This window comes from Stenotrophomonas sp. 115C5, from assembly GCF_056861055.1.
Genome location: NZ_JBSPUQ010000003.1, coordinates 71,321 through 95,355, shown reverse-complemented (window position 1 = coordinate 95,355; position 24,035 = coordinate 71,321). Strand labels below are relative to the sequence as shown.

Genomic DNA, 24,035 nt, shown 5'->3' with positions numbered 1-24,035 from the left:
ATTCAAGCCATCTCCCGAACGCTGTGTTCAGCGCCTGGAAAACCTTGCCAGGCATGGCCTGGCACGACCGGGGCCGGGCATCACCCGGCCCGGTCAATCAATCGGCGGCCACCACCACCAGCGCCGGCCGCAGCAGGCGCTCGTTGAGCAGGTAGCCCTTCTGGAACACGGTCACCACGCTGCCCGGGGCGGCGCCCGGGGCCGGCACCTGGCTGATGGCCTGGTGGTGTTCCGGGTTGAACGGCTGGCCGGTCGGGTCCAGCAGGACCAGACCGTTGTCGGCGGCCACCTTCAGCAGCTGCTTGTAGGTCAGCTCCAGGCCCTCGCGCAGCGGGTGCGGGTCGCCGCCGGCGGCCTTCAGGCCGGCATCCAGGCTGTCGAACACCGGCAGCAGCTCGCCCAGCAGCTTCTCGTTGGCGAACTTGCGGGCCTGCTCGATGTCACGGGCCACGCGCTTGCGCTGGTTCTCCAGGTCGGCGCGCTCACGCAGCGCATCGGCCTTGATCTGCTCGACTTCGGCGCGCAGGCGCTCCACTTCGTCGTTGACGCCGGCGGCGGCAGCCGCATCAGCGGCACTCTGCTGGGATTCGATATCTGGCTGTTCGTGGTTCATGTCTGGGTCCCTGGCGGTCACTCTCCGCCTCCACCCACCCTAGTGTGGGCGGGATGCTGCGTTTCAAGCGTCGGATGTTCCGGGAGTGCGCCCGGCGGGTGAAAAGGCCGCGCCGAGCACATCGGCGGTGGCCTGCACCAGCGGGATCATGCGGTCGTAGGCCATCCGCTTGGGGCCGATCACGCCCAGCACGCCCAGCACCTGGCCGTTGGCGGTGTACGGGGCGGTGACCAGCGAGACGCCCTGCAGCGGCATCATCCCGGTCTCCTCGCCGATGAAGATGCGCACGCCCGGCGCCTGGATGGTCCGCTCCAGCAGCTGCAGGATCTCGCGCTTGCTGGAGAACAGCTCGAACAGTTCACGCAGGCGCTCCAGGTCGGACAGGTCCTGCACCCCCATCAGGCGGGTCTGGCCAGCCACCAGCATGTCGTCGGCCGCCGGCTGCAGGGCCTGCTCGGCCAGCTCGATGCTGTGCGCCAGCAGCTGCTCCAGCTCGGACCGGGCGTCGCGCAGTTCCAGCAGCAGGCGGGTGCGGATCTCGGCCATCGGCAGGCCGGCGAAATGCGCATTGAGGTAGTTGGCCACCTGCTCCAGCTGGCCCGGCGCAAACTCCTGGCGGGTCTCGATGACCCGGTTCTGCACCTCGTTGTCGGCAAACACCAGGATCGCCAGCACCCGGCGCCCGTCCAGCGCCACGAAATCGATCTGGCGGAAGGCGAACTGCTCGCGCCGCGGCGCGCTGACCACGCCGACGAAGTGGCTCATCGCCGACAGCAGCTCCGAGGCGCTGCCGAGCAGGGCCTGGGTGCTGCCACCGCCGGCCAGTTCCTGGCGCAACCGGGCCAGCTCACCCTCACCCGGCGGCTGCATCTGCAGCAGGCTGTCGACGAACACCCGGTAGCCGTGTGCGGTCGGGACGCGCCCGGCCGAGGTGTGCGGCGAGGCCAGCAGCCCCAGGTCCTCCAGGTCGCCGAGGATGTTGCGGATGGTGGCCGGGCTGACCTCAAGGCCGGCCACGCGCGCCAGCGTCTGCGAGCCGACCGGCTCACCGTCCTGGATGTAACGCGCGATCAGCGTGCGCAGCAGATGGCGCGCACGCGGGGCAAGCTGGTCGGGAGAACCGTGCATGGAATCAACCTGTGAGACACGGACACTAGATAATGGCGGCGCATCACCTTGGCAAGTCATTGGACCTCCCTCGCCCACGTGCTAGCGTTGCGCGGCTGCTGATACCCCCTTACCCATGCTCAGACATCTTTCGATCAAGGATTTTGCCGTCGTCCGCGCCACCGAACTGGAGTTCGGGCCAGGCATGACCGTGGTTTCAGGCGAGACCGGCGCCGGCAAGTCGCTGATGGTCGACGCGCTGGGCTTCCTGTCCGGCCTGCGCGCCGACAGCGGCGTGGTCCGCCACGGCGCCGCGCGCGCCGAGCTTTCGGCCGAGTTCGCGCTGGACCAGCTGCAGGCCGCGCGCCAGTGGCTGGCCGACAACGAGCTGGACGACGAAGAACAATGCCAGCTGCGCCGCGTGATCCGTGCCGACGGCGGTTCGCGGGCGTGGATCAATGGCCGCCCGGTGACCCTGGCCCAGCTGGGCGACCTGGCCTCGTTGCTGGTGGAGATCCACGGCCAGCACGAACAGCAGGCCCTGCTGACGCGCCCGTCACAGCTGGCCCTGCTGGATGCCTATGCCGGCAACGAGAACGAGCGCCGCCAGGTGCGCCGCGCCGCGGCCGCATGGCAGGCACTGGTCGATGAATCGCTGGCGCTGTCGCAACAGGGCGACGTGAGTGACCGGATCGGCTTCCTGGAGCACCAGCTGCACGAACTGGACCGCGAAGACCTGGAGCCGGAGTCGATCGTGGCGCTCGGTGCCAGCCATCGCCGCCAGGCCCACGCCAGCGCCCTGCTGAGCGCCTGCCAGGCCGCCAGCAACCAGCTCAACGGCGATGACGGGAGCTCCGCGCTGGACCTGCTGCAGCAGGTGCGCCACGAGCTGTCGCGCCTGATCGAACACGACCCGCGCCTGGGCGAGGTGGACGGCCTGATCGAGAACGCCTCGATCCAGCTGCATGAAGCCCTGTCGCTGCTGGACCGGGTGCACGACGACCTCGATGCCGACCCGGAGCAGTTCGAAGAGAACGAGCGCCGTCTCGGCCGCCTGCACGACCTGGCCCGCAAGCACCGCGTGCCAATGGACGAGCTGGGCGCGCAGCGCGAGCGCATGCACGCCGAAGTGGAGCAGCTGCGCGGCGCCGACGAACGCCTGCAGCGCCTGGCCGGCGAGATCGACAAGGCCGCCGCCGCCTGGCGTGTGCAGGCCGAGGCGCTGACCGTCAGCCGCCGCAATGCCGCCGCCGAGCTGTCGGCTACCACCACCGGCATCATCGCCGAGCTGGGCATGGGCGGCGGCCAGTTCCTGATCGAGCTGGAACCGCAGGACGCCGGCAAGCCGGACCCGCAGGGCGCCGAACGCGTGGAGTTCCTGGTCGCCGCCAACGCCGGCCAACCGCCGCGCGCCTTGCGCAAGGTCGCCTCGGGCGGTGAACTGTCGCGTATCTCGCTCGCTATCGAAGTGGCCGCGCTGGACCTAGATGCGGTGCCGACCATGGTGTTCGACGAGGTCGACTCCGGCATCGGTGGCGCCGTGGCCGACATTGTCGGCCAGAAGCTGCGCGCCCTCGGCGAGAAGCGCCAGGTGCTGTGCGTGACCCACCTGCCGCAGGTCGCTTCCAAGGGCCATGCCCATTACCGGGTCAGCAAGGCGCCGGTGGAAGGCATGACCCAGAGCGCAGTGGAAAAGCTGGACAGCAAGGCGCGCGAGGAAGAGCTGGCACGCATGCTCGGCGGCGTGGAAGTGAGCAAGGAAGCGCGCGCCGCTGCGCGCAAGCTGCTGGCACATTGAGCCGAGCATAGGCTCGGCTCTACAGCCGCCCCCCCCAAAAAAAACGGAACCGACATGTAGAGCCGAGCCCACGCTCGGCTACGCGCACCGGCGCGGCGCATATCACCCCAACGGCCGCTCCAGATCCACGTTCTCCACCAGGTAATCCAGGAACGCGCGCACCCGCAGCGGCAGGTAGCCGCCCTGCCCCAGGAACACCGCGTGCACCTCTTCCAGGTCACCGGGATTGGCTTCCTCCAGCACCGGCAGCAGGCGTCCGGCAGCGATGTCGGCCTGCACCTGGAACGCTGCCAGCCGTGCCATGCCCAGACCACCCAGCACCAGCTGCCGCAGTGCATCACCGTTGCTGGCGCGGGCATTGCCACTGGGCAGCACCATCCGCTCGCGTCCGTCCTGCAGCAATGGCCAGCCCTGCATCGCCCGGGCATGGCCGATGTCCAGCCGATTGTGCGACTGCAGCTCCTCAGCGTCGCGCGGCAGCCCATGCCGCTGCGCGTAGGCCGGCGCGGCCACGATCATCATCCGCGTCGCGCCCAGCCGCCGCGCCACCAGGCTGGAGCTCTTCAGCGGCCCGGCCCGCACCGCCACATCGGTGCGCTGCTCCAGCAGGTCGATCACCTCGTCGTTGAGGGTCAGGTCCACGCCCACCTGCGGGTTGCGCTCCAGGAACGCCGGCAGCAGCGGCAACAGGAAGTGCTGGCCAAACGGCACGTTGGAATTGACCCGCAGCCGTCCGCGCGGCTCGGCATGTGCGCTGGCGCAGCGTTCGGCCTCCTCCAGGTCGGCCAGCACGCGCAGGCCACGTTCATAGAACGCGCAGCCTTCCGGGGTCAGCTGTAGCTGGCGGGTGGAGCGTTGCAGCAGGCGCGTGCCCAGCCGCTGTTCCAGCCGGGCCACCAGCTTGCTCACCGCCGAGGGCGTCATGTCCAGGGTGCGGGCGGCGGCGGAGAAGCCACCGGTCTCGATCACCCGCACGAACACTTCCAGCTCGCCGGATCGGTTGATGTCTGGTCGCGCCATGGCAATGAATCCAGTTCACAGATGATTATCCATGCGCAGTCTAGTTCACAGATAACCACGGAATCACCATGGTGGTCCCTCCACCCGGGACCGCCCGATGAACCGCTTGAGCCACCTCACCGCCACCGCCCTGCTCGCCCTGTCCGGTGTCGCCAGTGCCGCATCCGCCCCGCACTGGGTTGCCAGCTGGCAGGCCAGCCCGCAACCGGTCTGGGGCGCGGATTTTCTGTTCCCGACCCTGGTCCCGGCCACGTTGCATGACCAGACCTTCCGCCAGACCGCGCGCATCAGCCTGGGCGGGCCCCGGCTGCGGGTGCGGCTGAGCAATGCCTACGGCACCCAGCCGCTGCGGATCGGGGCGGCCAGCGTGGCCGCACGTGCGGGAGCCACCCCGCAGCCGCTCAGTTTCGACGGCCAGCCCGGGGTGCTGATCGGCCCCGGGCAGGAACGGCTGAGCGACCCGCTGCCACTGGTCACGGATGACCGGCAGGCACTGCAGGTCAGTGTCTTCGTGCCGGGGCCGACGCCGGTGCAGACGTTCCATTGGGAAGGCCGCCAGACCAGTTGGACTGCGCCCGGCGACCAGAGCAGGGCCCAGGCTCTGAGCGCGGCCAGCAGCACCACTGCCCGCCTGTTCCTGGCCGGCATCGAGGTCGAGGCCGCCGCCAGCGCACGTAGCGTGGTGGTGATCGGCGACTCGATCACCGACGGCGCCACCGCCAGCCTCGACCAGGACCAGCGCTGGACCGACCACCTGGCCGCGCGTCTGGCGCCACGGGGCATCGCCGTGGTCAACGCCGGTATATCCGGGGGGCGGCTGCTGCGCGACGGCATGGGTGAGTCGGTTCTGGCCCGCTTGCAGCGCGATGCACTGGATCAGCCCGGCGTGGCCAGTGTGATCGTGCTGATCGGCATCAACGACATCAGCTGGCCTGGCACCGCGTTCGCCCGCAACCAGGCCCGGCCCACGCTGGCCGAACTGCAGGCGGGGTATCGCGCCCTGGCCGAACAGGCCCGCCGCCAAGGCGTTCGGATCGTGGGCGTCACGCTGGCACCGTTCGCCGGCGCCCTGCCCGGCACTCCGCTGGATGACTACTTCCACCCGGACAAGGATGTCCTGCGCCGGCAGCTCAATGCGTGGCTGCGCACGGACAGCCCTTTTGACGCGGTGATCGACCTGGACGCCGCGCTGCGGGACCCAGCCGATCCGTCACAGATGGCGGCCGCCTACGACTCCGGCGATCACCTGCACCCAGGCGATGCGGGCAACCGGGCCATGGCCGAGGCGGTCGATCTTGAGGTGCTCATGGGGCCATCCACGCATGGCGTGGATCTACCGTAAGCAACGAAAAACCCCGGGCAAGCCCGGGGTTTCGTCGCACTACGGCTGGCCGGAACGGCTTACTTGCGCTTTTTGCGCACGTACAGCACCAGCGAGTGCTCTTCCAGCTCGTAGCCGTGATCTGCCGCGATCTTGCGCTGCAGCTCCTCGATCTCGTGGCTCTCGAACTCGATGATCTTGCCGCTGTCCACGTCGACCATGTGGTCATGGTGGCCGCCACGGTCCAGCTCGTAGACGGCCTGGCCGCCTTCGAAATTGTGCTTGAGCACGAGGCCGGCGGCCTCGAACTGGGTCAACACCCGGTAGACCGTCGCCAGGCCGATCTCGTCGCCATGCTCGAGCAGCTGGCGGTAGATATCTTCGGCGGTCATGTGGTGCTGGGCATTGCGCTGTTCAAGCAGCGCCAGGATCCGCATCCGTGGATGGGTCACCTTCAGGCCGACTTTTCGCAGGTCGTGGGTTTCCATAGGTCTCCGTTCATTGGCGATTTAGCGCCAGCTGCCTCGGATTGGGTCGCGGTGGCACGCCGGGAGTGTATCATCGGTTTGATTTCCCCAACCGCCAGTCCCGATGCGCAATCTCCTGTTGGTCGCCGCCGTCGCCCTGTCCACCACCGGGTGCGGCATCATCTACAAGCAACCCATCTATCAGGGCAACCTGATCCGGGAAGATGCCGTGGCCAAGCTGCAGGTCGGGCAGAGCAAGCAGCAGGTCACTGCGCTGCTGGGCACCCCGTCCATTCCGGACCCGTTCCACGCCCAGCGCTGGGACTACACCTCCAGCCAGCGCGTGAACCGCCTGGGCCGTACCGAGGTGAAGAACTTCACCGTGTTCTTCGACAATGACAACGTGACCCGCTGGGAAGGCGATTACTTCCCGGGTAACGACAAGGCCCTGGCCCAGCAGACCGTGCGCCAGTTCGGCCGCAATCTGCCGAAGGACAAGAAGAAGAAGGGTCGCTGACGCCCCCTGCCCGTCCGCACGGACGGGCGGCAGGAATCAACCGCCGAGCGCGCGACGTCGGCGGTTGTCCTTGGGGTCGGCCTGCAACGGGCGTAGCAGCTCGATGCGGTCGCCATCCAGCAGTACCTGCTGCGGGCGAGCCAGTACCCCATGCACGGCCGCCGCCGGGCAGCCGGCACTGCCTTCCAGCGCAGCAGCGGCAATGGCCTCGGCCACGGTCGCGCCCTCGTCCAGCTGCAACCGGCGCGAGAGCACCCGCTGCGGCCAGGCCAGCACCACCTCGACCTCGATCATTGCTCAGGCCTCGTCGGCAACGCGGATGAAGTCGTTGACCATGCGGTCGGCCAGGCTCTGGAAGCCCAACGCCAGCGCCGGCCCCAGCAGGCGCGAACTGGGCTCGAAGTCCAGGGTCAGGGTGACTTTGCAGGCATCTTCGGCCAGCGCATGGAACTCCCAGCGGCCATGCAGCTGCTTGAACGGGCCATCGCGCAGCTGCATGTCGATGCTGTGCGGGCGCTGCAGGGTGTTTTCAGTCTGGAACCAGGTGCTGAACGAGCCCAGGCCCAGATCCAGGCGCGCTACCAGTCGGTCCTCGCCCTGCTCCAGGATCTGGGCAGCCGAACACCAGCGGAAACGGCGCGGATAGGCCTGGACATCATTGACCAGGTCGAACATGCGCGCGGCCGAATGTTCGACCAGGGCGCTGCGGCGGATAGTAGGCATGAATACAGGACGTTTCGGCAATCGACCGGGCGGGCCCGAATCGGAGACAATACGGAAATGAGCAAGAACAGCGGCAAGGATAAAGCAAAGAGCGCGACGGCCAACAAAACCATCGCGTTGAACAAGCGTGCCCGCCACGAGTACCACATCGAAGACCGCTTCGAAGCCGGCCTGGCCCTGCAGGGCTGGGAGGTGAAGTCGATCCGTGCTGGCCGCGGCAACATCGTCGACGCCTACGCCTACGTGAAGGATGGTGAGATCTTCCTGATCGGCGCGCAGATCACGCCGTTGATCCAGGCCTCGACCCATGTCGTGGCCAACGACCGGCGCGATCGCAAGCTGCTGCTGCACCGGAGCGAGATCGACAAGCTGGTTGGCAAGGTCGAGCGCGATGGCTACACGATCGTGCCCACCGCGATGTACTGGAGCAAGAACAAGATCAAGCTCGAAGTCGCGCTGGCCAAGGGCAAGCAGACCCACGACAAGCGCGATGCCGCCAAGGACCGCGACTGGGCGATCGAGAAGCAGCGTGTCATGCGTCGCGGCAACCGCGACGCGTAAGGCGGTTGCGCATCACCCTGTAGGGTTGAGCCATGCTCGACTGCTTTGGCTTTCTGTAAAGCCGAGCCACGCTCGGCTTCGGAAAGAAGAGCAGCCGAGCGCAGGCTCGGCTCTACAAGACGCTGGTCACCCCGCCAGCATGCCCTGCCTGCGCACCCGCGGCGCCAGTGCCGCGTGCATCACCGCCAGGTGCATCACCACTGCCAGCTCCGGCGCGTAACGATCATCGCCCGAGCGCCACTGCTGGGCCAGCTGTGCGGCATCAGCCGGCAGCAACGCCAGCAGCTGGGCATCGTCCAGCGCGTCGGCCGCGCCCTGCAGCTGGCGGGCCATCTGTCGCGACTGCCACACGTGCACACCAATGCTCAGGCTGGCCAGCGACATCAGCACCACGGCCAGCCCGTGCTCGAACCACTGCGACAGCACTTCCGGCCCCCACAACAGGGCCGCCAGCACCGCCAGGCCCGGCAGGCGCCACCCCAGCCAATGGATGCGACCACGCTGCGACCAGTGCACCACCACCGCGCTGGCGACCAGTGCCGCAGCGGCCGTGGCCGGCAACTCGGTCACCCAGGTGGCCGCCAGCAGCACCGCCAGCACCGCCCATACCCAGCCCGGCGGCAACGCGCGTCGCTGGTAATCGGCACCGACCGGTCCGATCAGCTGCCGCAGGCTGCGTTGTTGGCTTGCATCGGTCACCCACCGTCTCCGTGTCTGTCCTGGCCTGGATGGTCGTCGCCAGTGTGTCGCAAATTCGTGCCCACGAAGTTAGCAATCCGCTATGACAGACGCTCTACAACAAGTTGCGGATTGACAGGACGCGCGACTCGCCCGCAGCACTCACCCGCCGACAGATCCTTGCTGAGGAACACCCTGCATGTGCCGACCGGATCGCATGGCACCCGGCCGAACACGACCCATCCATGCTTCACATAGAAGTCGGGCGCCTGGAAGCTGAGGGTGTACAGCACGCCGGAACGGCAACCACGACGCCGTGCTTCATCCTCTGCAGCCTTCAGCACGCGCGATCCCAGCCCGTTGCCGCGATAGGCCGCTGGCAGATGGAACAGATCCACGAACCACAGGCCCAGTGAAGTTCGCCCGGTAAGCCCCCCCACCACCTCGCCACTGGCCGGATCGGTGACCAGCACCGCGAGTGTGCGCCGATCGGCGTAACCGGCAGCGTCAAGATTGAACTGATCCAAGCCAGTGCCAATCACCTCCAGCGCTTCGTCGCTGGGTGCATCCGTTACTGCAACGTCAAGCGCCATGGCGTCCTTCCAACGGTTCCACCTCAGGATTCTGGATGCTATCAAGCCTGCCCGCCCCTACGCCGGCCCGCTTCAACCTTCGGCGCTATTGCGGCCTGACTTGAGCACAGACCGATGCCGCTGCCTTCAACAACGGATCAGCCTGCAGCCCTGGTGCAGGACCTGTTGCCGGGAACGCTGCCGCGAGGGCCTTCGCCGCTAGGTCTGCATGTGGCTGGATGTACCAGGACGATTCAGCCGACAACATGCCACCGCGCAGCTCATGCTCAAACCGATACTGCCCCAGTAGATCGCCAAGGGCTCTTCTCTGCGCCAGCGAACAGCCGGTCGACAAGCACGGCCGTAGCCTCATGATCCTGTGCCAAGGCAGAAGTGCGCCGGCGGAAGCCTGCGTAGGCGCCGAACAGTGCGGGGTCCCGTTCGTCCAGACCAAAGCGCTGCTGCCAGGCGTTCTTGTAGAGCGACGAGGTGTATCCCGGCAACCAATCCGGCAGGTTGTCGAGCAGGTTGAACAGGTCCAGCAAAGGGCTGTAGCCCACCTCCGCCGTCGGGCGCGGGGAATCGGTCGCTGCGGCGGGCCACGCCTGCATCGCCAGAACGGCTACGGCAAGCGCACCTGCCCATTCCAGCCACATCCTGCCGGGGCAGACGGAAACGACCATGAGACCCCGTGGAGTAGCGCCCAGAAATTCGAGCACGGCGTCCCGAGGGATGGCAACGCGCCAAACAGCAGGGGCCGGACGGTCACCCGCGTGACTGTTCTGGCAGCCGACCTCCGATCGGCAAACGCTCGCGTCTGCAATGACATTACTCCCCCCGGTCAATGAACAGAGCCGCGAGCCCGCGTGAAATACAGGAAAACAGACACCACCGACGACAAGAAGCTTGCCATATAGAGCAAGCCAGCCAGAACTGCAACAGGGATGTACAAATTAAAGTAAGGCGCGCTGTTTACAGCAAAAAAGGCCGCAAAGATTGGGGCGACAGACAAAAGCACCAACGCCGAAACGCTGGCGAAATATGCCCACCCCTGCCGGAAGCGGGCAAGAGCGGGCATTGACATTGTCAAGACTGTCAAATGAAATAGAATCAGAACAACGAAAGTTTGCATACAAACCTTATTTCAATCCCGCAATACTGCGCATACTGTTATAGCTACTCATTACAGCACCCGGGTCCATTGCCCCGACCTTGCTCGAATAAGCTTGGAGCAATGCGGCCGACCTCTCGTCACCCAAATCACCGGCAACTGCGATTGAAGCGGCAATAGGGAATTCCATCCCGCCAGTCACAGCGCTGGTCCGTCCAAACAAGTATGCAGCGAAGGGGCTGGGATGAAATTTGAGAATATCGGCAGCAGAAACCTGTGTATCAATCGCCAATTTCTGATATTCATCACGAGCAGCGGGCGAAGCCTGGAAAACCTCACTAATATTTTCAGCTCCAGAAGATGACACCAAGCTCTCAAGCTTAAACATCCCCCTATCGACATAAAAGGCTTTCGCCTTAACATCCCCCTGTCGAGCCCTATTGAGAAGCTCATCGTCCGTGAGATTTTTCGCGTCCAACCATTCTTTGGCAGAGGGGAAACCCAAAGCCTCTACCTCACGCATCGACCTTCCCTCTAGACCTGCGAAAATTCCATTGTATCGGATCGAGAGATCGGCCAAATATTCACGTTGCTCCGCAGATAGTGAAGAGTCACCATCCCACTTGAAAGTAGAGTTCCCGCTCTCCCCAAGCAATTTTTCAGATCCAGACCCAGAATCACTGGGACGCAGCTCAGCCTTGCTAGCTACCTGCTCCGCCGGCGGCCCACAAGCAATTAAAAGACCTGCTGATATCACTGAAACAATAGCGAACTTCGCGCCAAATTTAATGCTCATGGTGCACATCCATTTGCTTTCATGTCATGGACCCAGGCAGCACAAGTATTCTCACTAACCGCCTTTGCGTACGCTTCGTTTGATCCATTCGTAGTCGATACGGCCCCGTGATACATTCCTGCATAACCCATGCAAATATTGAAAGAGTCGGGATTCGACTGCCCTGAACAAGCGGACTCCATCGCTCCTCGGAATTGAACATCACAGGTACCTCGATGCATCGCACTGCCCCAACAGGCATCATGGCCATTACATGCAGCGAGAAAACTCACACCTGCAAACGGGGCATTCAGATCCCCCGAATAAGTTGACGAATTGGATTGCGAAAGCGCGCGCCCCAGAAACCAATTTGCACGAGGCCCAGTGCCACACCCATTTGGCACCCATCCAGGACTGAATCCAGGCACAGACGGTGGGGACCCGTAATCACAGTTTGCGGGGCGGCTTGCGCGCATCGCCCTGCAGACTTGCTGCTGATCGAGTTCCGGCAGCTCATCAGGATATCGTGCATGCTCCTCTAGAAACCGCTGATTGGCTGCGAATGACTCCTGATTCACTGCACCAGCACATGCGGTTCCGAGACAGCTAAACTGTCACCCTCCCACTTTTGGCGCTGTGACCCTAACCGGCGGCAGAGTGACCGTCTGGGAGTAAGCAGAAAAAAATACCGCGCTCGCCACCACTGCCAGCAATATACCTTTGCCCTTCATATGCACTCCTTTGCTTTAGTAGGCCCTCTTTAACATCCAGAACTCTAAGAACTCTCCTTGGATCAATTGCTACCTTGCCTTCTCCACCAACAGCTGAACTCTTATCAATCCTGAACAATCGTGTCAACACGTGATTGGTGTAGCGGCCCTTCCATGCATGCTTTCGTCCCGTGGCTGCGATCCCCGAAGATGTCCCATCGATCCTGGCAGCCTGCCGCGAGGACCAGGTCCGTAATTACTGCCTGTTCAACTTCGCAACGGGTCTGCGCACCTCGGAAATGATCGGTCTCTGTTAGTCGGACGTCGATTGGCGCAAGGGCACGGCCAATATCCGACGCGACTGGGTCATGGGCAAGACGAAGGCCCCAAAGACCTAGCCCGGCATGTGTGAGGCGCAGCTGCTGCAGCCGACGATCGACGCCCTGAAGGCCCAGCGCACCCATACCGCCACCGTCGACGGATTCGTCCCCCACGACCCCAGGAGCAGTTCCACGCTCAGCGTCGGCGACAACGTGATGTGGGTGACCCGGCAGATGGAGCACCGGGACTGGACGATCACAGCCAAGAAGTATGGCCGATGGTCCCATCGATGGTTCCCGACGCCGGCGCCAGGGCGGCGGCTATCTGGGATCCGCTGAGGGCCCTCGTCAGCCCGGTGCTGGACACCGGTACCGAGGACTGAACAGCTCAGGCGCCTCGCAGTTGCGGGCGTGACTGTTCAGGAAGATTGCCGTAACATCCGTCTCGTTGGGCAGGGTCAGTGTCAGCTTTTTTTGCCGGCATTGGCCCCAAAGCCTTGCAATGCTTGAAGAAACCGGGGGTGCATTGGTTTCGACGGGGGTTGTGAAGTCGCCTGGCGCATGCCGAGGGGGTAGCTTTCCTCGTAAATCCAGCTGCAAAACTCTAGTTGCCAACGACGACAACTACGCTCCGGTCGCTCTCGCAGCCTAAAAACTGCGGTGCGTGACCTTCTGCCGACTTAGGCGGAGCCTCGAAACTGCTTGTGTCCATGCTCGCAGCGTAGAGTCATTATCATGGAATCGCGCTGGGCGGCTGCCTGTCAGTCCGGCACTAGAACACAACAGGCTGGTTCCCGGGTGCGCTTTGCACACCGTGCTGCTCGGGGATGAGATTCAACGGTGAGCTAAGCATGTAGTGCTGGGGATGGAGTGCCTTCGGACGGCGGTTCAATTCCGCCCACCTCCACCAACGAACGGTTCGTCAAGGACCGGAGAAGCCCGGAAATTCCACCAACGTGGGTTTCCGGGCTTTTTTATTGCCCGCCTCGCCTCGCCGCGGAGTTCACCGCCCAGGCGCAGTCGCGATTCGATGCCGTCAAGCAATGTCGACACCGCGCATCTTCTCTCACCTTCGACATCACTAAATCACTTCAGAATTTTCCCAGCCTCCCATTGGGGGGGATGTGTCCGCGAAGCCGTTCGTCCCTGGTCGCCATCAAGAGGAGACCACGGAGCACCCGCACCCTTCACATGAAGCCGCGCCCGAGGGGCACGGCCTGTTCGACACATCTTTCACAAAGGAACTGTATCCATGCGTACGTCGCTTCGGGTTTCCCTTGCCAGCGCCATCACCCTGGTTCTGGCCAGTGCCCCCGCCTTCGCCCAACCCACCGAACGGGTATGGACGCGAGGCATGGCCAGCAACGAGCAGTACAGCAGTTTCATCGTCAAGTACCGGGACGGCAGCAGCAAGCGCGTTTCGGCCACCACCGCACAGGATGCGCTGAAGAAGCGCCTCGGCATCCAGCAACGCAGCAAGCGCTCGATCGGCGCTGCGCCGGCCCCAGCCGTGACCCACCAGCGCCGCATGGGCGGTGGCGCCGACGTTGTCACCACGGACAAGGCACTGGATCTTCCGGAAGCGCAGATCCTGATGCAGCGCATCGCCGACGATCCGGACGTCGAGTATGTGCAGCCGAACTACATGATGAGCGCGTTCGCCACACCGAACGATCCGCGCTACGGCGAGCAGTGGCACTACAGCAATCCGACCAGTGGTGCGCGCCTGCCGGCCGCGTGGGACCGCTCCACCGGCCAGGGTGTGGTGGTGGCTGTGGTCGATTCGGGGTATCTGAACAACAACGACCTGCAGGCGAACCTGTTGCCGGGTTACGACATGATCTCGTCCACCCGCCCGTTCAGCGATTGGCAGTGCATCATCGGGGGAATGAATCCCGGCTGTGGTGGCTCCGACGATGGCGACGGACGCGACGCCGATGCCTTCGATGCCTCGGGCATTGCACACGGCACCCACGTCGCTGGGACGGTCGCGGCGGTGACCAACAACCAGATCGGCGTCGCCGGCGTGGCCTACAACGCGAAAGTGGTGCCGGTACGCGTACTCGGCAACCAGGGCAATGGCGGTTCCGCCGACATCATCGACGGCATGCTCTGGAGTGCGGGTATCAACGTGCCCAATGTCCCGGCCAATGCCAACCCGGCTGAAGTCATCAATCTCAGCCTGGGCGGCCGCCGGGCCTGTTCGCCGGCCGAGCAGGATGCAATCGACGACATCACCGCGCAGGGCACGATCGTGGTGGTCGCCGCCGGCAACAGCAATCTGGATGTGTCCGAGTTTGCTCCGGCGAACTGCAAGGGCGTGATTGCGGTTGCCGCCAACGACCAGGGCGGTCGTCGTGCGTTCTACTCCAACTACGGCGCAGGCATCCACATCACCGCACCCGGTGGTGAAACCTGGTCCTGCCGTGCGTCGGTAGGCGAGTTCCTGCCATTGGCTACGCCGCCGAGCCAGAGCAACTGCGCACCGACCCGCCAGCATCCGGCACAGGGCATCCTGTCCACCGTGGGCAACAACGCCTTCGACTTCATGTCCGGCACCTCGATGGCGGCGCCGCACGTCGCCGGCATCGTCGCGCTGATGCAGGCGGTGGCGCCGGTGCCCAAGACCACCGACCAGGTCAAGGACATCCTGCGTCGCACTGCGCGCCCGATCGCCGCAGCAAACTGCCCGGGGGGTTGCGGGCCAGGCATTGTCGACGCCGCAGAAGCGGTGAAGGCGGCCAGCAACTGATGGCATGGCGCAGCGGCCCCGCAAGGTCGCTGCGCCTTCGTCGCGCATCCGATCTGTACACGCAGGCAACATCAGCAGGCCCATAATCCGGTTCCGCGCCCGGTGCCGGGCGCGCTGCTCCGTCACGTACAGAAGGACCTGCAATGAGAACCAGAAACACCGCGTTCGCCGTGGTCATGACCGCTCTGGCCGCGAGCTCGGCTACCCACGCAGCCCCGCCGCCTGCCATCGCCCCCGCCGGCACCGCAACGCTGGAGGCCCTGCTGGCCTGCAAGGCAGGTTCGAACTTCAGCGAAGCCGAGGCCATCGATGCCCTGCAGGCAGCCGGCCTGGCCAGGAAGCCTGGCGGCACGTTCGAGCCGGAAACCACGCCAGTCGCCCTGTTCGGCGGTACCGTCACCCATGCCGATGTGAATGTCGCCGAGGGCGAGAAGAGCGTCTTCGTCTACTTGAACGGTGTCGATCCGAAGCGCCTCGCCAAGACCTGGTCGGTGACCACGGTCAACGAATACGCCAACACCGAAGAGCCCTCGTACGTGAAGCGCATCGACAAGCGCCACACCCTGCACGTGATTGCCGGTGACGATTACGAAGGTTATTCCGCCGCCGTGAAGTGCCAGATCGCGCCGTAACGGCCTGACCCGCGCTACAGCCAGCGTCGTACTCGCTGGCGGAAGGCTGCGTACGCCCCAGGAAAGCGGGCCGACAGTGCCCGCTCTTCCGGTACGATCTGCCACCGGTTGATGTACAGCACGAACAGCGGCACAGCCAGCAGTGCGGCCAGGTTCTGCAGGTACAGCATGGCACCTGCCAGGACAGTGGCCTGCCCCAGATACATCGGGTTGCGCGTGTAGCGGTACACGCCGTGCGTGACCAGCACGCTCGACGCCGCCGGCCGCAAGGGGTTGACCGTGGTGCCCACGCGCCGGAAGGCCAGCTTCGGCAGCAGGTTCAAGACCACGCCGAAGACCATCACCAGACCCGCAAGCAACTCAGGCATCGGTAGCTGCAACGCCCCGCCCGGCTGCCATCGGCTGCCCATATAACCGATGGCGGCACACAACAGCATCGCAAGAGGCGGAGGAACACGGGTCTCAAGCCATCGCATCGCAGCCCCGCGTTCATCCTGTTCACCCCAGTGTCACACGGAAATGCCTGAATCGCCCGGTTGGCGGCACTTCCGCACTCCAAACCGACCGCCCGGTATCTTCCGCTTTGACATGCCGACCGCTAGAGTGGCGCCACCGCGCAGGAGGATCGTATGGCAACCACGGGCTTGGGCTTCATCGGCCGCACGACCCTCATCATCACCGTGTTGCTCACCCTGGGCGGCTGCGCCACGTTGCGCCAGTTCGGGCCGTCGGTGCAGGTGGCCTCGGTCAGCCCCGGCCAGTACATCGCCCTGAAGCGCGGCGACATCCTCACCACCGGCAAGCTCAGTTCGGCCACCATGGAAACCCTGCGCGTGGCCGGTCTCGACGAAGGCGTCTGCGCCAAGCCTGGCCTGCCCTGCATCGAGGCCATGGAAGGCAGCATCGTGGTGCGCGAGGAGGACAAGCGCTCAAGCCTGGCCGAGCTCTGGCTGCAGTATGCGATGACCCTGCCCGCGCCCAAGCGCGAGTACTCCACCTCCGGCCGTGCCAAGAGTGCGATCACCGAACTGGATGCCGACTTCCAGCCGCGCCTGGACGCGTGGATGCAGGTCGCGCGGCAGGCCTACGCCTACCTGTTCTTCACCGAGCGAACGGCCAACCAGCGCGGTTTCGAAGACCGCCAGACCCAGGTGCGCGACTACTACAACCTGGCCGTGCAGGAAGCCTCGGTGCAGTTGTACAACGCGTATGCCACCGGGCGCGTGCACAGCCAGGCCAGTCATTTCCAGCTGGGCCGCTGGACCTTCGTGCTGGCACCTTCAGGCGAGGCATCGCCGCTGGATACGCGTACCCCCACCGAACTGGTACCGGCGGCCTCGCTGTCGTTCACCGGCACGCTGCGCAGCGTGCATCGCCGCGATGGCTTCGGTGCCGAACTGGTGGCCGTGATGGAGGATCCGGCCGCCACCACCGCCACCACCGCCACCACGCCGCCGGCCACAACACCCGCCGCGCAGGCCGCCACACCGGTGACGCAGAGCTGGAGCGAGATGCCGTCGCCATCGATGACGGTACTGCTGCGCTTCTCCGGAAAGAACCTGTGGGAAGTGCTGCACGACGACGAGCCGGAACTGGAGATCCACGATCCCTACCAGGTCACGGAAGTCACCCTGCATGGGCAGCAGGTGCCATTGGCCGCGAACTTCACCGCAGGCTACGCATTGTGGCTGGCGCGCTCCAACTTCAGCCACCAGTCGCTGCGCTCGCTGTTCGGCGGCAAGGGCGGCATCGACACGCCGCATCTGTACATGATGCAGCCCTACGATCCGAACCGCCGCGTGCTGCTGATGATCCATGGCCTGGCCAGCAGTCCGGAAGCCTGGGTCAACGTCGCCAACGAGCTGATGCGCGACGACGAGATCCGCCAGGACTTCCAGGTCTGGCAGTTCTACTACCCCACCAACATGCCCATCGCGATGAGCCACGATTCGATGCGCCACACGCTGGATGAGGTGTTCAAGCATTTCGACCCCAGCGGCAAGGCGCAGGCTTCGCATGACATGGTGCTGGTCGGGCATAGCATGGGTGGGGTGATCGCGCGGCTGATGATCTCCTCTTCCGGCGATCATCTGGTCGACACCCTGCTGGAGACTGCGCAGATGACGCCGGCACAGCGTGAACTGCTGCGTACCAAGGGCGCACCGGTACTGACCTTCCTGCCGGAGCCGGAAGTATCGCGCGTGGTATTCATCGCCACGCCACACCGCGGCACCGATGTGGCGGGCACCCGCCTGGGCCGCTGGATCGGTCGCCTGGTGCGGTTGCCGCTGACCGTGCTGGAAGACGTCGCCACCATCGCCAACGACGGCCAGATCGATCGCAACGACGGCAAGCACGGCTACCAGATGAACAGCATCCAGAATCTGGACAAGGACGATCCCTTCGTCCGCGCCGTGGCCGACCTGCCGATGTCGCCGAAGGTGCACTACCACTCGATCATCGCGCGGGCCAAGGCCGATGGTCCGCTGGAAAAGACCGACGACGGGCTGGTGCCCTACTGGAGCTCGCACCTGCCGCACGCGGATTCGGAGAAGGTGATCGTGTCCGGGCACAGCGTGCAGGAAGCCACGCCGGCCATCGTCGAACTGCGGCGGATCCTGCATGAAGACATGCAGGAACACGACCGGCAGAACAAGTAACGCACAGCGTGGCGGCATCACGGCAGCGGTATCCGGGCTGACCGGGACACCGCCACCGCGGCAAGACCGGGAAACTCAGCCTTGTCCGTCGGACGCAGCTTCGGTGATCAGTTCGGCCACCGCTACCGGCTGCGATGCCAGCGATGCATGACTGGCATCCAGCGTGATGCTGGCACGTGGCTGCATGCGCGCCGCCATGCGCCGCTGGTTGTCAGGGTGAATCATGTGGTCAGCGCTGGAGACCTGGTACCAGCTCGGCTTGTGCCGCCACGCCGGATCACTGACGGCATCACCGAACGTGCTCGCCAGCGGCGCCTTCTGGGTGACCGCCATCACCCGCGCCTCGTCGGCCTGCAGGTCCTGGCAGAAACTCTCGTGGAATTTGCCGGGTTGCAGCCACAGGTAGCCGTCGCTGTCCGGCGCCAGATTGGCCGCCGCCTGCGGCAGCTGTTGCTGGGTGATGCCGCCAGGGCTCTCGCCCGCATCCGGCGCGAACGCGGCGATGAAGACCAGGCCGGTCACGTTGGGTTCGTTTCCGGCTTCGGAGATCACCGCGCCCCCATACGAATGGCCGACCAGCAGCACCGGCCCCGCAACCTGGCGGATCATGCGCCGGGTCCGCTCCGCGTCGTCGGCCAGCGACGTCAACGGCAGCTCCACGGCATGCAGATCGTGGAAGCCCCGGCGATCAAGCTCCAGGATCACCTTGGCCCAATGCGCGGCGCCGCCCCAGAAACCATGAACCAGAATGATGCTTGGCTTGCTCATCTTGCAGAACTCCTCACTTGGATGGGATCGTTGCCCGACAGCCATCAGCGCTGCCTGAAGCCACCCGACCAGACTACGGATCGCCCCTGCCAGCGGCGATGCACGAACTCCTGAAAACCATGCCAAGGCTCCACACCACCGAATCGCTTCAGGCCGGCTCCGACGCCTTGTTTGCGATCTTCCAGGCCTCGCGCATGCACGGCGGCGACATCACCCGCCACGTCGTGCAGCCCGGTGGATCCCGCATCATTGCCGAGGGGCGCGGCTGCTTCCATTTCATCGAACAGAGCACGGCACGCCTGCATGCGGATGCCGCGGTGGTGCCCCTGCAGACCGGCGAGCTGCTGTTGATGCCGCATGGCCGGACACATCGCATCGACTGTGCCGGCGACGCCCCGCAACCTGCCCATCTGACCACGGCATCCTTTGGATTTGATGGCCCGGGCAGCCAGCTGCTGCTTGATGCCCTGCCCGGCTGGCTGCATGTTCCCGGGGTTGACCGGATGCCGAACGGATTTCCCGCCAGCTCAGCCGATTGGGTGGCGGTAACCCTGGGCGCAATCCAGGTTGAAGCGGCCCGGCCCACGCTGGGTAGTGGGCTGATGCTGTCACGCCTGCTGGACCTGTTGTTTGTCTGGACGCTGCGCTACTGGCTGGGAACCTCCAGCCCCCACAACTGCCAGCGTCTGCACGCACTGGCCGACCCATTGATCGGGCGGGCACTGGCGTTGATGCAGGCACACCCCGCACAGGCATGGACGGTCGAGTCCCTGGCGGCAAGCCTGAATCAGTCCCGCTCGAACTTCGCGCAGCGGTTCAGCCTGGCCACCGGCATGTCACCGATGCGTTATCTCGCTGGATCGCGATTGCAGCTGGCCGCGGAGCTGCTGCGCAGCGGAAACCGGCGGGTTTCGCAGATCGCCGGAGACGTCGGGTATCTCTCCGAACCAGCATTCAGCCGTGCGTTCCGCCGTGCTTTCGGCATGAGCCCGAATGCCTGGCGTCAACAGATGGCAGCGTCGCGCGAATGAGGGGAAAACCCTCATCGCGCCTGCGCATCAGCCCTTCTATGCTGGCTCCACTACCCCACTGGAGGTCCGCATGAACACGCAAGAGCCCAGCCGCCATCCCAGCCCCGATCCGGCCGAGCGCGACGCCTTCTTCCCGTCTCCGTACTCGCTGTCACAGTTCACGTCGGCGAAGAGCGACCTGTCCGGTGCCGACTATCCCGACGCGCGCCGCGACGGCCGCTGGAAGGTGCTGATGATCGCTGCGGACGAACGCTATCTGCCCACTGCCAACGGCCACCTGTTCTCCACCGGCAACCATCCGGTGGAAACCCTGCTGCCGATGTACCACCTGGACAAAGCCGGCTTCGACATCGATGTGGCCACGCTGTCCGGCAACGCCGCGAAGTTCGAGTGGTGGGCGTTCCCGCGCGAGGACAAGGAGATCGGCGGACTGTACGACCGCTACGAGGCCCGCTTCCGCCAGCCACTGCCGTTGGATGAGGTGGTGGCAGGCCTCGATGCCGCATCGGATTATGCAGCCGTGTTCATTCCCGGTGGCCATGGCGCCCTTATCGGATTGCCGCAGAGTCGCGCGGTAAAGGCAGCCCTGCGCTGGGCGATGGCCGAGCAACGCCACATCATCACCCTCTGCCATGGTCCGGCCGCGTTGCTGGCCGCAGGCGTCGACGAGGCCGACGGTGGTTCGCTGTTCCGCGGCTACCGCATCTGTGCCTTCCCCGATGCAATGGACCGGCAGACGCCGGAGATCGGCTACATGCCCGGGCAGCTGCCGTGGTTCTTCGGTGAACGCCTGGCGCAGCAGGGCGTGCAGATCGTCAATGACGGCATCGATGGCAGCGTGCTGCAGGACCGCCTGCTGCTGACCGGCGACAGCCCGCTGGCCGGCAATGCGCTGGGCAAGCTGGCCGCGCGCACGCTGCTCGACGCACTGGCCGGACGCTGACCGGGATGGGCGATCTGGTGCAGGCGTTGCTGGAACTGGAACGCGCTCGCTCACTGAGTGCGGTGGGCGCGGTACTGCGCAGCATCTCTGCACCGCTCGGCTACGACCGCGTGCTGGTGTTCGCCACCGGCACGGGGTTGGAGCGCGGTACCCAGCGCGTGTACTGGATCGAGGGCGACTGGTTCGGCGACGGCAGCAGTACCGACCTCGCGCGCTACCTGCACGCCTGTCCGGTCAATCGCCACGTGCTGGACAGTGACGCGCCGTTCTTCTGGAGCAAGCGCCAGGGCGTTCGCGGCGAACGCTATCAGGTGGTGAAGCAGCCTCGTGGTGAAGGCCTGCACGGCCTGCAGGTGCCGGTGTTCGGCACCACCGGCCTGGAAGGCGCGATCAGTTTTGCCGGGACAGCGATCGATGCATCGGCCAGCGCGCGGCTGCTGCTGGATGCTGCTGCAGCTGCAGCATTCCGTGCCGCACGCCGGCTTGCAGAGACACCCAGCGAACTTTCCGGAAGTACGTTGAGCACGCGCGAACGCGAGGTGCTGCGCTGGGTCGCCGCCGGCCGTCGCCAGGCGGAGATCGCGGCCACGCTGGGGCTGTCCGCACGTACGGTTGAAAACCATCTGCGTCGCGCGCGCCAGCGCCTAGGCGTGGCAACCACCGCGCAGGCAGTGCGTGCTGCCAGCCGCCGCGGTGAGATCGAAGACTGATCGCAGCAAGGCACTTCCGGCGGTCGGGTTCACGTGTTACACACGCCATGCGCATGTGCGCGATTGCAGAAAGCAAGGATGATGCTTATGAAACTGCAACTGGCCGCGATGGCCGCGTTGGTGGTGGCAACTGCAACCCTGGCTCCGGCGGCGGACGCCAATGCTGGGGGACCGAGAGAGAATGTTTCCTGTGTGCCTGTGAACGTGGACCGCAACCGCGTCCACCAGCACTGCACGGAAACCTACACCGATGAATTCGGCAACGTCTACACTGCCGAGTATTGGATCGACGAGTACGGCAACCCTTACCTGCGCGACTGAGCCGGGTGGGGAGTGCGCCGGACCGATCGCCGGGCCGGCGCGCATGCCGCAGCTGCCGCTCGGTCGCATGCGCTACCGGGGGTAGTTGCACGACACCGCGCAGATGCGCGATTGCAGACACAAGGATGATGCCGATGAAACTGCACCTGGCCGCGATGGCCACACTGGCCGTGGCCTTCGCGGGAATGATGTCGAGCGGCAACGCCAACGCCGGGGTAACCAGCCCACCCGGCAGCGTGACCCGCTGCGAACCCTTTGAAGTGGAGCGCTACCGGATCCACCAGCATTGCATCGTGACCATGCCCGATGCGGACGGGGAGATTTTCCTCACCGAGTACTGGATCGACGAATACGGCAATCCCTACTTGATGTAATCCTCATCGACAAGGAGCGTGGAAATGAGACTGCATAAAGGCATACCGGCATGTTCGCTTGCCACCGTGCTGGCCGTGTTGATGCTGGCCCCTGTCGCCAGCACAGAAGCCACCGGTCATTACAACCGTGACGAGAACGGGATGATCTACGACCCCTGATCGCGTCCGCGCGATCCGCCGGGCGGCGCCTTCACCGCCCGCCCGGCATCTCCCAGCCGCCCATCCCGGCATACCGCTGCCCTCGCCTTCCATGGCATGCTTCGTGAAACCGTTTTCATGGAATGGAGGGATTCCACGATGTTGTCGCGTTTCCGTCGCCCTGCGCTGTCTGCGCTGCTGGCGCTTGCTCTGCCTGCCGTCGCCTGGGCTGCTGCACCGGCGCCGCTGAAAGTAATGTCGTTCAACGTCCGCACTCCGGCCGATACCGAACCGGGCAAGCGCTGGCCCGACCGTCGCGATGCCATGGTCAAGGTGATCCTCGACGCGCATCCGGCGGTGATCGGCACGCAGGAGCTGGTGAAGGAACAGGCCGACTACCTGTCAGGGCACCTGCCCGGCTACCGCTGGTTCGGTGAAGGCCGCCGCGGTGGCAGCGGCGATGAACACATGGGCGTGCTCTACGACAGCAAAGTGCTGGCCATCGAGGAATCCGGCAACTTCTGGTTGTCCGATACGCCCGATGTTCCCGGCAGCATCACCTGGGGCAACCTGTACCCGCGCATGGTCACCTGGGCCCTGTTCCGGCGCCTGGACGACGGCCGTCGCTTCTACTTCATGAATACCCACCTGCCCTACCGCAACGAGGACGAACCTCGCCGGGTGAAGGGTGCCGAGCTGATCAGCAAGCGCCTGGAAGCCCTGCCGGCCGACCTGCCGGTGGTGTTGACCGGTGACTTCAACAGCGAGCCAGGCGGTGACACCTACAAGGCGTTCACCCGCCTCCTGCAGGACACCCGTACCCAGGTGAAGGCTCCGCAGGGTCCGCGCCTGACCTTCCACGACTTCACCGGCAAGGCCACCGTGCAGCTGGACTGGGTGCTGGTGCGCGGCTTCCATGCGCGCAGCTTCCTTACCGATGATCGTCGCATCGATGGCGTGCTGCCGTCGGACCACTTCCCGTTGGTGGTCGAGCTGGACTGGCCGAAGCACTGATTCTCTGCGGCAGCCGTGGCTACGGCGGCGGCTGCCGCGACAACAGCCGGTACAACGCCTGGTGCTGGTTGCGCGCCTGGCAGATGCGGGCGCCGACGGCAAGGAACACGGCAACGCCGATCAGCCCGAGCCCCAGCATCGGATCGGGCAGCCGCAGGAAACCGATGGCTGCGGCCATCGTCGCCAACACCATCAGCACTACGACCGCTACCGACAGCCCTGCTCCAGGTGGTCCCGGATCACCAAACAGCATGCGCTGGGTATCGCGTTTGTCATCGCTCATCGCCTTCCCTCCTGGACTCTGCCCCACTAGTTACACCGCAGGCCCCGGTTCTGGCAGAGTCAGAAACGTCATGACTGTGACAACGTCCACAGCACGCGACGCGCTACCCTTCCTCC

At 65.1% G+C, this 24,035-nt stretch carries 28 protein-coding genes and 1 other RNA gene; 15 read left to right on the top strand and 14 right to left on the bottom strand.

Annotated elements, in window-relative coordinates; translation table 11 throughout:
- Positions 1 to 97 precede the first annotated feature (97 nt).
- Complete coding sequence (grpE, locus tag AC13FN_RS05675) at positions 98 to 613, bottom strand: nucleotide exchange factor GrpE (protein ID WP_054171495.1); 516 nt, start codon at positions 611 to 613, stop codon at positions 98 to 100.
- A gap of 63 nt (positions 614 to 676) precedes the next feature.
- Complete coding sequence (gene hrcA, locus AC13FN_RS05670) at positions 677 to 1,741, bottom strand: heat-inducible transcriptional repressor HrcA (RefSeq protein ID WP_010484463.1); 1,065 nt, start codon at positions 1,739 to 1,741, stop codon at positions 677 to 679.
- Between the two features lie 115 nt (positions 1,742 to 1,856).
- Here hrcA and recN point away from each other — a divergent pair, with 115 nt between their 5' ends.
- Positions 1,857 to 3,518 (top strand): DNA repair protein RecN, encoded by a 1,662-nt coding sequence (gene recN, locus AC13FN_RS05665; RefSeq protein WP_482985250.1) that lies wholly within the window; start codon positions 1,857 to 1,859, stop codon positions 3,516 to 3,518.
- Between the two features lie 102 nt (positions 3,519 to 3,620).
- Here the strand turns inward: recN and AC13FN_RS05660 are convergent, their stop codons facing one another.
- A complete protein-coding gene (locus tag AC13FN_RS05660) occupies positions 3,621 to 4,538 on the bottom strand; it encodes a LysR family transcriptional regulator (RefSeq protein WP_019338370.1) in 918 nt (305 codons plus the stop codon).
- Positions 4,539 to 4,635: 97 nt separating this feature from the next.
- Here AC13FN_RS05660 and AC13FN_RS05655 point away from each other — a divergent pair, with 97 nt between their 5' ends.
- On the top strand, positions 4,636 to 5,880 hold the full coding sequence (locus AC13FN_RS05655; RefSeq protein ID WP_482985249.1) for an SGNH/GDSL hydrolase family protein: 1,245 nt from the start codon (positions 4,636 to 4,638) through the stop codon (positions 5,878 to 5,880).
- Between the two features lie 59 nt (positions 5,881 to 5,939).
- Here the strand turns inward: AC13FN_RS05655 and fur are convergent, their stop codons facing one another.
- Positions 5,940 to 6,347, bottom strand: a complete 408-nt coding sequence (gene fur, locus AC13FN_RS05650) for a ferric iron uptake transcriptional regulator (protein ID WP_005409235.1) — start codon at positions 6,345 to 6,347, stop codon at positions 5,940 to 5,942.
- Positions 6,348 to 6,450: 103 nt separating this feature from the next.
- On the opposite strand from fur, the gene AC13FN_RS05645 reads away from it, so the two are divergent.
- Entirely contained in the window at positions 6,451 to 6,843 is a 393-nt protein-coding gene (locus tag AC13FN_RS05645) for an outer membrane protein assembly factor BamE (protein WP_010484453.1), read from the top strand.
- 36 nt (positions 6,844 to 6,879) lie between these two features.
- On the opposite strand, the gene AC13FN_RS05640 is transcribed toward AC13FN_RS05645, so the two are convergent.
- Together AC13FN_RS05640 and AC13FN_RS05635 are read right to left on the bottom strand one after the other, a co-directional pair.
- On the bottom strand, positions 6,880 to 7,137 hold the full coding sequence (locus tag AC13FN_RS05640) for an RnfH family protein (RefSeq protein WP_010484451.1): 258 nt from the start codon (positions 7,135 to 7,137) through the stop codon (positions 6,880 to 6,882).
- 3 nt (positions 7,138 to 7,140) lie between these two features.
- Positions 7,141 to 7,566, bottom strand: a complete 426-nt coding sequence (locus AC13FN_RS05635; protein WP_010484449.1) for a type II toxin-antitoxin system RatA family toxin — start codon at positions 7,564 to 7,566, stop codon at positions 7,141 to 7,143.
- A 57-nt stretch (positions 7,567 to 7,623) separates the two neighbouring features.
- Between AC13FN_RS05635 and smpB the strand changes: the two genes are divergently transcribed.
- Positions 7,624 to 8,127 (top strand): SsrA-binding protein SmpB, encoded by a 504-nt coding sequence (gene smpB, locus AC13FN_RS05630; protein ID WP_010484447.1) that lies wholly within the window; start codon positions 7,624 to 7,626, stop codon positions 8,125 to 8,127.
- Positions 8,128 to 8,253: 126 nt separating this feature from the next.
- Here smpB and AC13FN_RS05625 read toward each other — a convergent pair whose 3' ends face one another.
- From AC13FN_RS05625 to AC13FN_RS05605, 5 genes are all read right to left on the bottom strand, one after another.
- Positions 8,254 to 8,826 (bottom strand): hypothetical protein, encoded by a 573-nt coding sequence (locus tag AC13FN_RS05625; protein WP_049434935.1) that lies wholly within the window; start codon positions 8,824 to 8,826, stop codon positions 8,254 to 8,256.
- Positions 8,827 to 8,906: 80 nt separating this feature from the next.
- Positions 8,907 to 9,398: a GNAT family N-acetyltransferase gene (locus AC13FN_RS05620; RefSeq protein WP_241888353.1), complete on the bottom strand. Its 492-nt coding sequence runs from the start codon at positions 9,396 to 9,398 to the stop codon at positions 8,907 to 8,909.
- 266 nt (positions 9,399 to 9,664) lie between these two features.
- Positions 9,665 to 10,060: a hypothetical protein gene (locus tag AC13FN_RS05615; RefSeq protein WP_239682908.1), complete on the bottom strand. Its 396-nt coding sequence runs from the start codon at positions 10,058 to 10,060 to the stop codon at positions 9,665 to 9,667.
- Between the two features lie 158 nt (positions 10,061 to 10,218).
- Positions 10,219 to 10,455 (bottom strand): hypothetical protein, encoded by a 237-nt coding sequence (locus tag AC13FN_RS05610; RefSeq protein ID WP_482985248.1) that lies wholly within the window; start codon positions 10,453 to 10,455, stop codon positions 10,219 to 10,221.
- A 61-nt stretch (positions 10,456 to 10,516) separates the two neighbouring features.
- Entirely contained in the window at positions 10,517 to 11,284 is a 768-nt protein-coding gene (locus AC13FN_RS05605) for a hypothetical protein (protein WP_482985247.1), read from the bottom strand.
- 1,526 nt (positions 11,285 to 12,810) lie between these two features.
- Here AC13FN_RS05605 and ssrA point away from each other — a divergent pair.
- The 3 genes from ssrA to AC13FN_RS05590 all read left to right on the top strand — a co-directional run bounded on the left by ssrA (position 12,811) and on the right by AC13FN_RS05590 (position 15,677).
- Positions 12,811 to 13,203: a transfer-messenger RNA gene (gene ssrA / locus AC13FN_RS05600) on the top strand.
- A gap of 342 nt (positions 13,204 to 13,545) precedes the next feature.
- A complete protein-coding gene (locus AC13FN_RS05595) occupies positions 13,546 to 15,045 on the top strand; it encodes a S8 family serine peptidase (RefSeq protein WP_482985246.1) in 1,500 nt (499 codons plus the stop codon).
- A 143-nt stretch (positions 15,046 to 15,188) separates the two neighbouring features.
- Positions 15,189 to 15,677 (top strand): hypothetical protein, encoded by a 489-nt coding sequence (locus AC13FN_RS05590; protein WP_054171490.1) that lies wholly within the window; start codon positions 15,189 to 15,191, stop codon positions 15,675 to 15,677.
- Positions 15,678 to 15,691: 14 nt separating this feature from the next.
- Here the strand turns inward: AC13FN_RS05590 and AC13FN_RS05585 are convergent, their stop codons facing one another.
- Positions 15,692 to 16,153: a methyltransferase family protein gene (locus tag AC13FN_RS05585; protein WP_049434929.1), complete on the bottom strand. Its 462-nt coding sequence runs from the start codon at positions 16,151 to 16,153 to the stop codon at positions 15,692 to 15,694.
- A gap of 153 nt (positions 16,154 to 16,306) precedes the next feature.
- On the opposite strand from AC13FN_RS05585, the gene AC13FN_RS05580 reads away from it, so the two are divergent.
- The gene (locus AC13FN_RS05580; RefSeq protein WP_478410875.1) at positions 16,307 to 18,337 is read left to right on the top strand and encodes an esterase/lipase family protein; all 2,031 of its coding nucleotides are present in this window, start codon (positions 16,307 to 16,309) and stop codon (positions 18,335 to 18,337) included.
- 75 nt (positions 18,338 to 18,412) lie between these two features.
- On the opposite strand, the gene AC13FN_RS05575 is transcribed toward AC13FN_RS05580, so the two are convergent.
- Complete coding sequence (locus AC13FN_RS05575; RefSeq protein WP_049434927.1) at positions 18,413 to 19,105, bottom strand: alpha/beta hydrolase; 693 nt, start codon at positions 19,103 to 19,105, stop codon at positions 18,413 to 18,415.
- A 98-nt stretch (positions 19,106 to 19,203) separates the two neighbouring features.
- Here AC13FN_RS05575 and AC13FN_RS05570 point away from each other — a divergent pair, with 98 nt between their 5' ends.
- The 7 genes from AC13FN_RS05570 (at position 19,204) to AC13FN_RS05540 (ending at position 23,636) form a co-directional block, all read left to right on the top strand.
- Entirely contained in the window at positions 19,204 to 20,136 is a 933-nt protein-coding gene (locus AC13FN_RS05570) for a cupin domain-containing protein (RefSeq protein ID WP_482985245.1), read from the top strand.
- 70 nt (positions 20,137 to 20,206) lie between these two features.
- Positions 20,207 to 21,079, top strand: coding sequence for a glyoxalase III HchA (gene hchA, locus AC13FN_RS05565; RefSeq protein WP_049434925.1), 873 nt, complete (start codon positions 20,207 to 20,209; stop codon positions 21,077 to 21,079).
- 5 nt (positions 21,080 to 21,084) lie between these two features.
- Positions 21,085 to 21,789 carry a PA1136 family autoinducer-binding transcriptional regulator gene (locus tag AC13FN_RS05560; protein WP_019338354.1) on the top strand — a complete coding sequence of 235 codons (705 nt, stop codon included), beginning with the start codon at positions 21,085 to 21,087 and terminating at the stop codon, positions 21,787 to 21,789.
- Positions 21,790 to 21,876: 87 nt separating this feature from the next.
- On the top strand, positions 21,877 to 22,110 hold the full coding sequence (locus AC13FN_RS05555; RefSeq protein ID WP_049434923.1) for a hypothetical protein: 234 nt from the start codon (positions 21,877 to 21,879) through the stop codon (positions 22,108 to 22,110).
- Between the two features lie 134 nt (positions 22,111 to 22,244).
- Positions 22,245 to 22,484: a hypothetical protein gene (locus AC13FN_RS05550; RefSeq protein ID WP_224329210.1), complete on the top strand. Its 240-nt coding sequence runs from the start codon at positions 22,245 to 22,247 to the stop codon at positions 22,482 to 22,484.
- Positions 22,485 to 22,508: 24 nt separating this feature from the next.
- Positions 22,509 to 22,643, top strand: a complete 135-nt coding sequence (locus AC13FN_RS05545; protein WP_482985244.1) for a hypothetical protein — start codon at positions 22,509 to 22,511, stop codon at positions 22,641 to 22,643.
- Positions 22,644 to 22,781: 138 nt separating this feature from the next.
- Positions 22,782 to 23,636, top strand: coding sequence for an endonuclease/exonuclease/phosphatase family protein (locus AC13FN_RS05540; RefSeq protein WP_482985243.1), 855 nt, complete (start codon positions 22,782 to 22,784; stop codon positions 23,634 to 23,636).
- A gap of 19 nt (positions 23,637 to 23,655) precedes the next feature.
- Here the strand turns inward: AC13FN_RS05540 and AC13FN_RS05535 are convergent, their stop codons facing one another.
- Positions 23,656 to 23,919 carry a hypothetical protein gene (locus AC13FN_RS05535; RefSeq protein WP_010484415.1) on the bottom strand — a complete coding sequence of 88 codons (264 nt, stop codon included), beginning with the start codon at positions 23,917 to 23,919 and terminating at the stop codon, positions 23,656 to 23,658.
- Positions 23,920 to 24,035: the final 116 nt, after the last annotated feature.